The sequence below is a fragment of the Lentimicrobiaceae bacterium genome, assembly GCA_020636745.1.
GTDB lineage: Bacteria > Bacteroidota > Bacteroidia > Bacteroidales > Lentimicrobiaceae > Lentimicrobium.
Genome location: JACJXH010000003.1, coordinates 352,914 through 365,474, shown reverse-complemented (window position 1 = coordinate 365,474; position 12,561 = coordinate 352,914). Strand labels below are relative to the sequence as shown.

Below are 12,561 nucleotides of genomic sequence, written 5' to 3'. Positions count from 1 at the left end.
GTTGGCTTCCTGATTGTTATTTAATGTATTCTTTATAAACAAAAAACGCCGGTATGTGCCGGCATTTTTTGTTTACTTGAAAAAGATTATAAGGTTTACCATTCAATTGTCATTTTTGAATCTGAAAGGTTTACCCGGGTGCTCAATGCATCAAGCTTTTGATGTATTGTTTCCAGATACTGAGGGTCATTAGCTTCTAATGCATTGAATAAATCAACTTTTACCTGTTCTGTTTTTAGTGTCGTTTTGTTCATTCTGAACGACTGATTGTTGTCAAATCCGTGAAAAACAAGCTGAATTTGTTTAAACCGGCTGGCATACGTCCCTGTATTTGCATCGATGCTTAACTGATGTTTCGAAGGATCAAATACAATTTTTCTGCTGCAGAATTTTCCATTTTCGTATTCATATGATTTTCCGTCATCTTCATAGTAAACAAACTCAGATGCGTTACTTCCATTGAAAATATGCAGAAAAAGAACTTCGCCAGGGTCTTCTGAAGTGCTCTGCACGGCTTTCTGCATAGGAATAACCGAGCCGGCTTTAATAAACAATGGCAAAATTCCTGTAGGGCATTCGGTGGTCATCTCATTATTCCCCTGAAGTTTTATGCCTGTATGCAGATTATACCATTCTCCTTCAGGCAGGTACACTTTTACAAGGTCGCGTGTACTTTCGGTTGGAGCTACCAATATGGAAGGGCCAAACAAATACTGGTTCTGATAGTTGAAGTTATAAATCTTTTCATCAAAAGTGTAATGAATGGCAAGGCTTCTGGCAACAGGCATTCCCGTTTCAACTGATTCGTGAAAAGCAGAATAGATGTATGGTAAGAGCCTGTATCTCAGCTGTATGTAATTTCTCGAAATGTTTTCAACCACTTCGCCAAAAGCCCATGGTTCAGCCGAGCGCGTGTCATGGTGAGTGTGGCTTCTGAAAAACGGGCTAAAAGCACCAACGCCTATCCATCTGGCGAAGAGAGAAGGTGTGGGGTCTTTGCTGAAGCCTCCCACATCAACTCCTGTAAAAGAAACACCACTTAATCCTAAACTGTTTAGTAATCTGGTGCCCAGTAGCATATGTTCTTCGGTGGCCTGATTGTCGCCTGTCCAAAGTGCAGTGTAGCGTTGTAATCCTGCATAGCCTGCCCTGGTAAGAATTAGCGGGCGCTGGTTGTTCATGAGTTTTCTGGTGCCTTCAAATGTGCTGCGGGCCATCAGCATGCCATAAACATTTTTGGCCTGTCTGTAAGTAGTTCCTTTGCCTTCCCATTCAAACTGCACCATGCCCGGGGTGTAGCCACCTCCCCATGAGGCAATTTCGTTCATATCGTTCCAGAATCCCTCAACACCGTTATTTACCAGTCCGCTGAACTTATTACCCCACCATTCACGTGCGGCAGGTTTTGAAAAGTCGGGGAAATGACACCATCCGGGCCAAACCTGTGCCGTATAAACATCTCCGTCAGGGTATTTGATAAACATATCCTTTTTCAGGCCATCTTCATAGGCTTCATATCCTTTTTCAACTTTGATACCCGGATCAACAATTACCGTTGTGTGAACACCCATTGATTTAAGATCGCTCAGCAGTTTTTGTGGATTGCTAAACCGCACCGGATGCCATGTAAAAATCTTATAAGCATCCATGTAATGAATGTCGAGATAAATCACATCAAGCGGAATTTTTCGCTCCCGAAAATTCTGGACAATATTTAAAACTTCTGAATCAGGGAAATAGCTCCACCTGCATTGCTGATATCCTAAAGCCCACATAGGAGGCATGGTCATGCGGCCTGTTAGTTGTGTATAATCCTTGATGATACCGGCTACGTTTGTTTCGTACATGAAATAGTAGTCCATTTCACCGTCATCAGCTCCAAAAGAGCTGAAACGATTATTGCTTGCACCAAAGTTAAATCTGCTGCGGTGTGAGTTATCCATGAAAATGCCATAAACGAGGCCGCTGTGAAGACCCATGTAAAATGGAATGGTTACATACAAAGGATCATCGTTCGGGCCGTAGCGCGGATTGTCGGTGTTCCAGTTTTCATAGGCACTTCCCCTGCGATCAAGGTTACCGGTTTTTTCGCCTAAGCCTATAAAGCGTTCATCCTTTTGAAGCTGCTTAAATGTGTTGGTTTCAGTTCCTATCCACGATGTTCCGAATGATTTGTCGTCAGCATTGATCAATTTTCCGTCGGAAGTAAAGAAAGTAAAACGGGCTGGATTTTTATCAATTTCAAGTTTTAGCTGTGAGGTCGAAAGTATAAGTTTTTCACTTTCCTCTTTTAGCTGTACATCGCATTTCTCAGGTTTAGCAATAACTGCATAAGAAAAATCATCGGCAAATTGATCTTTAACCATCCGTAAACGGAAGATTCCAGGACTGTAAACCGTAATTTCAGCCTGGCCATAATCTGTTTTCAGCTTGAGCACCTGCCCGTCTAACTGATGATAAAAGATTTTCCCCAGGCTTTTGGACTCGCTACTCTGGGTATATGCCATGTTCATAATTGATAGGATTAGCGAGAGAATAAGAGTTGTTTTTCTCATTTTTCTTTGTTTGATGGCAAACAAAAGCCTGCTGTATTTATTTGTTCAGCAGGCTTTTATATCACTTTATTTTACTTGAAATACACTTTGTAGCCCCAGGCAGGCAGTTCAATTGAATTTTCAGATTCAAGTGCCGCATTTTCGCCTGAGAATAATTCAGTATAGCTGCCTTTGATCGCATCATTGTTTAATTTTACGGTTGCGGGCTCAGGGCCAAGGTTTACTACCGAAATTACTTTATGTTCATCTTTGCTGCGGATAAGTGCAAAAACCTTTTCATTGTCTCCTGTATTTATTCTTTCCCAGGAGCCGCCATAGTTTCCATTGAACAAGGCAGGGTTTGTTTTCTTTAAATTCAGTATTTTTTTGTAAAAGTCAGCCATTGGGTAATTGCCCCATTCAACAGCATCTTTTTCGAAAAACAGAAGCCTTTTGTTCATGGCTGATTCCTGTCCGGTGTATACCAGTGGCATTCCCGGTATTGATACCGTGAGCACATAAAATGCTTCAACACCATCGCCGAGGCGTTCAAATTCAGTTCCATTCCATGAGTTTTCGTCATGATTGGTGATGAAGTTCATGCGATAAGCATCGGTTGGATAGAGGGAGTCGTTTTTTAGCAAATATTTTTCAATGTCATTGGTGGTGTTTTCTCCTTTGAAAATTTTATTCATGATATGGTGAAACTCCCAACTGTAAGTCATGTCAAAAGCTGCATGATGCCGCGGGCTTTCGTCTTCAGCCAGCATAAACACCGGTTTTATTTTATCGAGTTCAGTACGGGCCTTTACCCAGAATGTGTCAGGAACTAATCCGGCTACATCACAGCGATATCCATCGATGTTAAAATCTGAAACCCAATATTTCATAGCATCAAGCATATAGTTGCTCATGTCAGCATTCGCATAATTAAATTCAACCACATCAGTCCAGTCATAGGGCGACATCATTTTTCCCGTCGAGTCTTTTTCATACCAGTCAGGATGCTCGGTAACCAGTGCGTTGTCCCATGCCGAGTGATTGGCCACCCAGTCAACAATCACATATAGTCCCAGTTCATGGGCTTTTTCAACAAAGTGTTTGAAGTCCTGAGCTGTTCCAAAGTCGGGATTAACTGCTTTGTAATCTTTTACGGAATAATAGCTTCCCAGATTTCCTTTTCGGTTTAACTCTCCGATTGGATTGATAGGCATGATCCACAGAATATCAGTGCCAAGTTCTTTCAGGCGTGGAAGATGGGCTTCCAGTGCTGCAAATGTTCCTTCCGGCGTGAATTGTCTGACATTGATTTCGTAAATGTTCAGATTTTTACTCCATTCAGGATGTTTAACCTGAACGAGTGTGCTGTCAGCGGTTTCAACTGACGGCTTCTGATTACAGGATACACCTAAAATCATTGAACCGGCAACGAGTAGGAGAGCTGGTAAAAAATTCTTTAAACTGAATTTCATAAGTACGTGTAAATTAATGTTTTAAGTATTAGGTTGATTTCTGATATGCAAAGATACTAAAATCGTATTTACTTAAAAATCGGAAAGATAATTCGTAATTAGACAAAAAAAGAGGATTAGTTCCCTAATCCTCTTTTTATCAAAATAGCCTGAGATTATTTCAAGGTAAAGATGTCATCTTTCAGCTTTGAATTAACCTTAATGGAGAGTACACCAAGTTTTACAGTTTGTGGGCCCATTTGCTGTGAAATGGCATATGGGAATTTAACACCATTTACTTCTCTGTAATCACTGAATTCAGAAATGCCCTGTTCGCCAATTTCTCTGATAAGAAGGCCTGTATTGACATCGAAAAATCTGGTTGATTCTTTTCCGGTAGGGTAGGTGAGAAGAACTCTGTAAGCATCTGCTCCGTTAACTTCTTCAATACCTTCAAGCAGCAGTTTGATACCTTGCTTTTCGTACTGCAATTCAATATTCAGAATGGATTCGTATTTCATTGCTTCCAGTTCTTTGCCCTCGAGGGTTTTATTTTCGCCACCCATTGGAGAAACCAGTTTGGCTGTAACTCCATCGTAAGCCATTTGCTGAAATACCATATCTCCGGCACCAATCTTCATCATGTATTTATCCGGAGCTTTTCTGTAAATATCAAAACCAATGGTCATTCCTTGCATGCTGGTGCTGGCCATCATGGTGATGTCTTTGATTTTGAGTAAGGCTTTTTCACCTCCGATAGCGTTGATGTAAGCTTTGTTTACATCTTCGGCAGTAATACCTTCCGGTGCTGGTTTAACTTTTTTATTAGGGTCATATTCCTTGCCTTCTGTATCGAAATAGCGAATAGGCTCACCACCGGTAAACCGCTGAAGTTTATCAGCAATTTCAGAAGCTTTACCTACAGCAAGAATATAAGCATTGTCAGGCCTGATGTATTTAACGGCCATTTTCTGTACATCGTCAGATGAAACTGCAGCCAGTTCTTTCAGGTAATTTACATAGTAATCGGCTTTTAAACCATATCTGGCTGTGCTGATAGCAAAATTAGCAACAGTCTGTGGTTCTTCAAGAGAAAGTGCAAAAGCGCCTGACAAATAATTCTTTACAAGGTCAAGCTCTGGCTGGGGAACTGGCTCATCACGCAGTCTTTTCATTTCAAAAAGAATTTCATTGATGGCGCTGTCGGTAACCGAATTGCGTATTTCAGTGCTGGCGGTAAATCTTCCGGCAAGTTTATCAGCACTTAATCTTGAATATGCACCATATGTGAAAGCCTTTTCTTCACGTAAGTTGTTGTAAAGACGGAAAGTACCTCCTCCAAGGATAGTGTTGGCAACTCTTGCCTTAATTGCATCCGGATTACCTGGTTGGTAGTCAACCGGATAGCTGATGCTGAGCGTTGTTTGAACGGCATCAGGTCTGTCGACCAAAGCCACAACATTTTTAGCGGGCATTACAGGCATTTGGGGTTGCATATTCATGACGTCAGCTTTTTCCCATTTGCCAAAATATTTATTGACGAGCTCTTTGGCTTCAGCCAGATTAATGTCGCCCACAATAGCCATATAAGCTATTTGAGGTCTGAAGAAGCCCTGGTAAAATGCTTTGCACTGTTCAATTGAGATGTTTTGAACTGATTTCTCTGTCATTGACTCGCCATAAGGATGGTTTGCCCCGTAAACCAGCAGTTTTCCTACCCTGTCGCTGATGGCTGAAGGCTCATTTTTTTCAGCTTCCAATCCAGAAATTGCCTGAGTTTTAATTTTCTCAAGTTCTTCGGTCGGGAAAGAGGGGTTTAACAAAACATCAGACATTAATTCCAATAGTCTGTTATTGTGTTTTTTAAGAGCCGAGCCATAGATGCCTGATGCACTGGTTGAAAGAGTTGCTCCGATAAAGTCAATCTCTTCGTCAAGCTGATCTTTGGCATAGGTTTGGGTTCCCTTTCTCAACATCTGACCAGTAAAATCAGACAAACCACTAAGTTCGCCCTCTGGAATGGGGGTATAATCAATAGTAAGTGAATATGCAACCCTGGGGATTTTGTGATTTTCAACAACGAAAACTCTTAATCCGTTTTCGAGCTCGAAACTTTCATATTTTCCAATATTGATTTCGGGAGCCGGGCCGGGAAGCGGTTTAATGCTTCTGTCAAGCGCAGGCTGTGGAGTAGTCTTGGTTTTTGTGCTTTTTACCTGAGCATTTGAATGAAATGACAGGGCCAGCAAAGCAGTGGCAAAAGTAATGGCAATTATTTTTTTCATGATATTTCCTCCTGTTTACTGGCTTTGTTTGGGCAAATAATAGAGAACAGTGCGGTTTTGCGGAATCAGATATTCGTTGGCAACACGCTTGATGTCTTCTTTTGTAACTTTCATATATTTATCAATCTCAGTATTGATGAGATTGGCATCACCAAAATACATACGGTAATCGGCCAAACTTTCAGCAATGCCAGCCATGGTTGAGTTGCGGCTTACAAAATCGTTTTCAATTTTGTTACGCAATTTCTCAAATTCACGGTCTGACAGTTCTTCGGTTTGTGTTCGTTTAATCTCGCTGTCAATAGATGATTCCAAATCGGCAGGAGTTACCCCCATATTTACAATTCCAAACACCAGAAATAATCCTGGGTCTTCAAGGGGGATGGGGAATGAGCCAACATAAAGTGCTTTTTGCTGTTTGTCAACAATGGCTTTGTTTAAACGTGAACTTTCACCATCAGAGAGTAAGGTGGTAAGCATATTCAAAGCATAATAGTCAGGTGTTCCCATGGCTGGGATGTGGTATGCCTGAACAACAGCAGGAAGTTGGATGTTGTCAAAAACTGTGTCGCGTCTTTCAACTGTTTGTTTGGGCTCCACAATGCTGGGCCTGTAAATAGGTTTTGTGCCGCGGGGAATATCACCATAATATTTTGTAATCAAAGCCTTTGTATTTTCAATATCAATATCTCCGGCAATAGACAAAATAGCATTGTTAGGAACATAAAAAACAGAATGAAATTCAAGAAATTCAGCCAGTGTAGCTTCATCAATGTATTGAGCTGATCCAATCGGGGTCCAGCGGTAGGGGTGTTCTTTAAAAGAGCTGCTGAAGGTTTTTTCGATAAGCGAACCATAAGGGCGGTTGTCGTATGATTGTTTACGTTCTTCTTTTACAACACGGCGTTGTGTTTCAACACCAATGCTGTCGATACGAAGATGCAACAAGCGTTCTGATTCCATCCAAAGCCCTAATTCAAGCTGGTTGGATGGCAGAAGAATATAATAAAATGTGCGATCCCAGCCGGTATTGGCATTGATTTGGGCACCGGCATTCATGGCAATTTTGTCGAACTGTCCTCTGGGGATGTTGTCAGATCCTTCAAACATAAGATGTTCGAAAAAGTGAGCAAATCCTGTACGGCTCGGACTTTCGTTTTTAGAACCAACGTGGTAGGAAGTGGTGACTGCCACGATTGGCGTTGAATTATCCTGGTGCAGGATAACATGCAGCCCATTAGGCAAATCAAACTCCTGGAAGTCGATTTTGCTTTGAGCTATTGCAAAACTGCTGATCAACAGGATCGCAGTTAATGCAAGTGACTTTTTCATTGAATACATAGTAAAGTTTGGTTGGTTTATAATTGAGTTTAATTTAATATTTCGCTGATTTTTTGAAATGTAAGTTCTGAAAAATCGTTGATTACATAGTGGGCCTCTGTAAGTTCGGCAACGTGATGGGTAGTACCTACGCCAATTACCTTCATGCGGGCTCTTAAAGCTGCTTCAATTCCTTTGAGAGAGTCTTCCAGCACAATGCAGTCGGAAGGATTAACCTGAATTAATTGAGCTGCTTTGAGGAAGACCTCGGGGTCGGGTTTGCCGCGCGATATCATGGATGAGTCAACTACTACCTCAAATTGATGGTGCAAACCCACCGAGTCAAGTATAAAGTCCACATTGGCCCTTTCGGCAGAGGTGGCAATGGCTTTTGCAATTCCAGCCTGGTTTAAGTCGTGTAAAAAATCTTTCAGACCGGTAACAGGTTGAACGTTATTACGATAAAGCTCACGATAAATGCTTTCTTTTTCCTGCCCGTATTGTATAATTTGCTCCTGACTGAGCTGAGGGCCAAAAATAAACTTCAGGTGATCAGGATTATTGCCACCGAAAACATTTTCGCGAAATTCATCGGCCGAGAATGACTTTTTGTGCAGTTGACAAAATTTTTCCCAGGCCATCAGGTGGTAATTGAAGTTGTCAACCAACACCCCGTCCATATCAAAAATTACAGCTATGTTGCGGTTCATTACATTTTAACTTCACGATTAATATAGCTGGTGTAATCTTTTACCTTGGGGTGATATTCTTCGGTAAAAAGGTGCGATGAAATCAAAAAATCTGCTGTTGAACGGTTGCAGGCAGTAGGTACATTGTACAATACAGTGATTCTTAAAAGAGCTTTGACATCCACATCATGTGGTTGTGGTTGCATGGGATCCCAGAAAAATATCATGAGATCAATTTCTCCTTCTACAATTAATGCGCCCAACTGCTGGTCACCGCCAAGTGGTCCTGATTTAAGTTTAACTACTTCAAATTCACCATATTGTTCCTTTGTTAAACTTCTTCGAAGTTGTTCCTCAATGAGCTTGCCGGTTGTACCCGTGCAAACTATCTGGTGTTCGCGCAATTTATGAGCATTAAATTCAACCCATTCTATCAGGTCTTGTTTACGGTTGTCGTGTGCAACCAATGCCAGTTTCTTCTTCTTTTCCATAAAAGTTGTTACAAACCGCGAAAATACTCAATTAACGTTAAGTTATTGTAAATTCATTCTACTTTTAAGCAGGCTGAACTTGCAGATTAGTTAAAACCATTTTTTTTTGTAATTTTGCATCGTTTTTTCAGAAACAAGACCAAAAAGACCTAAGTTATTCATTATTAAAGTAAAAACTCTATGAAGAGGGTATTAGTTCTTACCGGAGGAGGCGACTGTCCGGGACTTAACGCGGTTATCCGCGCAATTGTTAAGCGAGCTTCCCGCGAAAAAGGATGGGAAGTTGTTGGTAGTATTGAGGCATTTAACGGGATTTTGCGTGAGCCTACTGAAATTGTTGTTTTAGACGAAAAAACAGTTTCAGGTATTCACTATCAGGGAGGAACCATTCTGCAAACAACCAATAAAGGAGGCCCATTTGCATGGCCTGTTAAGCAGAAAGACGGAAGTTTTTTAGCTGTTGATCGCTCGGATGAAATGATACGTAAAATTCAATATCTGGGTATTGATGCAGTTATCAATATCGGAGGTGATGGTTCACAGCGCATTTCCCAGGCACTATTTGAAAAAGGACTCAATGTAATTGGTGTTCCTAAGACCATTGATAATGACCTTTCAGCTACAGATGCTACTTTCGGTTTTCAAACTGCAATTCAGATTGCTACCGAAGCTGTAGATAAACTTGTTACAACTGCTGCAAGCCATAACCGCGTTCAGATTCTGGAAGTTATGGGACGTAATGCAGGCTGGATTGCCTTGAATGCAGCTGTTGCTGGTGGCGCCGAAATCTGTCTTCTGCCCGAATTCCCTTACGATATCAATAAAGTAATGGAAAGAATTGATCAGCGTTTTGATAAAGGCCGCGGATTTGTAAATATTGTTATTGCCGAAGGTGCACGCAATATTAAAGGTGACGTGTTTGCTTCAAACAGTAAAGAAATTGGTTACGAAAATGTTAAATTCGGCGGTGTAGGTTTCCGTTTTGAAGAAGAACTCAAAATGGCCGGATGCGAGCATAGTATCAGAACTACAGTGCTGGGACACTTGCAGCGCGGAGGAATTCCCATTGCTTATGACAGGGTGCTGGCAACACAATATGGTGTGAAAGCATTTGAACTTGCCAAAGATGGCGAATTCGGCAGAATGGTTTCTTATCGTCATCCTTATATCACTTCTGTAACTTTAAAGGAAGCGATACAAAAACCAAACCTGGTTGATCCTGAAACCGCACTGATGAAAACTGCACGTGGTGTGGGTATGTGTTTTGGCGACTAATAAATTGTTCGGCTAAATATTTAAAGTCCCGTTAACTATTGATTAACGGGACTTTTTGCTTAAGTTAAAATGCTTCGATTCATTGCCAGATAGACAACCGAAGGTTTGATCAGTTTAGTTAATGATAAACCGGCCACTTCTGCCGTCTTCACACCTTATCAGATACATGCCTTTGTGAAGTTTCGCTACAGAGGCCTGATTGCAATGATTAAAGTGCATCAATTCCTGCCCCTGAATATTGTAAATGCTAAATGTTTCCTTTTCGGAGAAATACAGTATTCCGGTTGAAACCGGATTCGGCCAGAATTTGAGCGTATAAAGCGAAATTTCATCTATTCCTACCATGCTGTTGGTGCTTCCGGGAGTAGGCTGATTGAAAAATTTCCATTCAGGAGAAGCGTCATTTACCCTGCCCATTGAAATGTCAGTAGACTGTGTTGTATAAGTAACCCCATCGAGCAAAGCGAAGCCGTTTTCTTCGTTGTCGAACAGTCCGATTTCTTCAGCATCTTTATCAAGCTTATAGTTGGTGTGCAAGGCGCCTTGCTCAGGCTGTCCGTCAGCCCATACCAAAAGGTAAGCTCCAGCAGCCAGATTTGTATCAGGCAGAGCCCATTTCTGAGGGTTCGACAAGTTATCGGTCAGATATTTATCGCCAAGCCAGATTGTTTGATTTCCATTGTTATACAACTCTATCCAGTCGTCAAATTCTCCATTTTCATCGGCAATGGTTGAATTGTTGCTTGCCATAAATTCATTGATGTAAATGTTGTAAGAGTTTGTGGATGGAATAGTGTATTGAACTGGTGAACAGGGTTTTGAGTTTTGTATCTGCTGGTTGTCAATTGCTTTTATTGTAAATTCCAGAAGGGTATTTCCTGGCATTCCGTCAATGTTTGCTGTAAAATAGTTGTCATTGGCTTCTGTATCTCCGTTGGTTCCGTCGTCGTGCATGGGTATTTGCTGCCATGCAGCACCGTTTAAACGGTATTCGACCTCAACCCCGCTTAATGCAGTTGCTTCAGCGAATGCTTTTATCGTAATATTCTGAAAAGCAAGCGGGGAGTTGTGTCCGATGTATTTAACAATAGGAAGAGCCTGAGTGTTTTCGGCCTGAGAAAGCGCACTGGCATTGCGGCTGTTAATAAATGGCAAAAGACCAATGGGAACATGCGCTCCGGTGCCCGATGTAAAGGATGTATTGAATGAGTTTATTGTATATCCGTAATCCAAAGGATAGTATGGGTCGATGGCTACGTATGCTTCAAGCTGGCTTTTTAATGCGGTGATGTTGTTTTGAAATTCTGCAAGGCTGGTTATCTGCCCTATAATTTGCCTGGTATAATAAGTAAAAGCATCGCGGTACTCAGGCACCTGCATCAGTCGTGTGTACAGTGGCCTGTTTTCATCGGGATTCGACCAATTGTAAATATTTCTCGAAGCCCAGTCAATGCCAAACCAATCGATGCCAAAAGTATTATCGGTGTCGTAAGGGATGTATTCAAAAAGACCTGTTGCGGTATTGTGATACAGGTAAAAATTGTTTTTGTTGTAAATATAGCCATCCCAGTTGCCGGTGAGGATGTCAATAGCTGCAATTTTAAGATAGTCCTGAACGTTGAATACTTTTTCAAGCTCACAAGGTAAATCGACCAGGGGAGTGTTGTTTAGCACACTTATAAAATTAGCCAGATCTGAATAGTCGTCAGCTTCCTCATTGATTTTGAGTTCGTAAGTGCGGCGATCGCCTGCCATAAATTTATAATCATCAGGGTTGGAACCGCGGTAGCCTAAATCAGCAGGCCACAAACATTTGTAAAGATTGCCATCGTTGTTGCCAAAATAGGTTTTAGCGAATTCTTCATCAATATGTTCTACATTGGTATATACCCCATAAAAGTTGCCATTAATGTAAACCCTTACATGGTTGGCCCGCGGGCCGGCAAGATGAGCCTCCCTGAGGATTTCCCAGTATAATCCGGCTCGTACCACCGACGGGTCGTTATGCTCGCCATTCAGATTCATTTTTTCAACGCCAAAATACTTTTGTCCCTGAATAAAAGAGTTAAATGAAACCTTAAATGATTTCTTCTGAGCGTATCGGGAGGTATTGCCGCGTAATCTGAACCCGATATTGTAAATAGTGTCGTGAATATGATTGTTATCATAAACGAAAGTGGCATGAAATTCCTGATCGCTTTCCACATTCTCATATATCCATGCCAGTGTGTCAGGATGAATCAAAATGTCGACTCTCGGGACAACTGAATGAATATAAAGTTCTCCGTTGTCAGGCAATATGGGTTGAGCCTTGATAGAAAGCTGTAATTGAAAGCAAGCAAAAAGTAAAACAAGAAGGACGTTTTTTTTCATAAATGAGGATTTATCAGTAATGAATAATCAGGTATACAAATTTATAAAACTTTGAGATAGCTCTTTGTTTATTTGTTTTCTGATAAAGCTCTCCAATGCCTTACGGTGATTAAATGCAGTTGTTGGTGTAATATTTATGCTTT

Annotated in this window: 8 protein-coding genes; 1 reads left to right on the top strand and 7 read right to left on the bottom strand. The window is 41.2% G+C overall.

The genetic code is table 11. The features are described 5' to 3' along the window. Nucleotides 1-95: 95 nt before the first annotated feature. The 6 genes from H6541_06955 to H6541_06930 all read right to left on the bottom strand — a co-directional run bounded on the left by H6541_06955 (nt 96) and on the right by H6541_06930 (nt 8,770). Complete coding sequence (locus H6541_06955; protein ID MCB9015519.1) at nt 96-2,555, bottom strand: glycoside hydrolase family 31 protein; 2,460 nt, start codon at nt 2,553-2,555, stop codon at nt 96-98. Between the two features lie 71 nt (nt 2,556-2,626). Next, entirely contained in the window at nt 2,627-3,952 is a 1,326-nt protein-coding gene (locus tag H6541_06950) for an alpha-glucosidase C-terminal domain-containing protein (GenBank protein ID MCB9015518.1), read from the bottom strand. A 209-nt stretch (nt 3,953-4,161) separates the two neighbouring features. Beyond that, on the bottom strand, nt 4,162-6,270 hold the full coding sequence (locus H6541_06945; protein ID MCB9015517.1) for an insulinase family protein: 2,109 nt from the start codon (nt 6,268-6,270) through the stop codon (nt 4,162-4,164). Between the two features lie 15 nt (nt 6,271-6,285). Continuing rightward, a complete protein-coding gene (locus H6541_06940; protein ID MCB9015516.1) occupies nt 6,286-7,602 on the bottom strand; it encodes an insulinase family protein in 1,317 nt (438 codons plus the stop codon). 38 nt (nt 7,603-7,640) lie between these two features. Continuing rightward, nucleotides 7,641-8,300, bottom strand: a complete 660-nt coding sequence (locus H6541_06935; GenBank protein ID MCB9015515.1) for an HAD family phosphatase — start codon at nt 8,298-8,300, stop codon at nt 7,641-7,643. Further along, nucleotides 8,300-8,770 (bottom strand): methylglyoxal synthase, encoded by a 471-nt coding sequence (locus H6541_06930; protein ID MCB9015514.1) that lies wholly within the window; start codon nt 8,768-8,770, stop codon nt 8,300-8,302. The genes H6541_06935 and H6541_06930 overlap by 1 nt, the downstream gene beginning before the upstream one ends. A 180-nt stretch (nt 8,771-8,950) precedes the next feature. Here H6541_06930 and H6541_06925 point away from each other — a divergent pair, with 180 nt between their 5' ends. Continuing rightward, nucleotides 8,951-10,045: an ATP-dependent 6-phosphofructokinase gene (locus H6541_06925; protein ID MCB9015513.1), complete on the top strand. Its 1,095-nt coding sequence runs from the start codon at nt 8,951-8,953 to the stop codon at nt 10,043-10,045. Between the two features lie 114 nt (nt 10,046-10,159). Here the strand turns inward: H6541_06925 and H6541_06920 are convergent, their stop codons facing one another. Beyond that, entirely contained in the window at nt 10,160-12,418 is a 2,259-nt protein-coding gene (locus H6541_06920) for a CotH kinase family protein (protein ID MCB9015512.1), read from the bottom strand. Between the last annotated feature and the right edge of the window lie 143 nt (nt 12,419-12,561).

Coding starts and splice junctions, on each gene's coding strand:
- H6541_06955 (MCB9015519.1), bottom strand. CDS start 2,555: ATGAGAAAAACAACTCTTATTCTCTCGCTAATCCTATCAATTATGAAC.
- H6541_06950 (MCB9015518.1), bottom strand. CDS start 3,952: ATGATTTTAGGTGTATCCTGTAATCAGAAGCCGTCAGTTGAAACCGCT.
- H6541_06945 (MCB9015517.1), bottom strand. CDS start 6,270: ATGAAAAAAATAATTGCCATTACTTTTGCCACTGCTTTGCTGGCCCTG.
- H6541_06940 (MCB9015516.1), bottom strand. CDS start 7,602: ATGAAAAAGTCACTTGCATTAACTGCGATCCTGTTGATCAGCAGTTTT.
- H6541_06935 (MCB9015515.1), bottom strand. CDS start 8,300: ATGAACCGCAACATAGCTGTAATTTTTGATATGGACGGGGTGTTGGTT.
- H6541_06930 (MCB9015514.1), bottom strand. CDS start 8,770: ATGGAAAAGAAGAAGAAACTGGCATTGGTTGCACACGACAACCGTAAA.
- H6541_06925 (MCB9015513.1), top strand. CDS start 8,951: ATGAAGAGGGTATTAGTTCTTACCGGAGGAGGCGACTGTCCGGGACTT.
- H6541_06920 (MCB9015512.1), bottom strand. CDS start 12,418: ATGAAAAAAAACGTCCTTCTTGTTTTACTTTTTGCTTGCTTTCAATTA.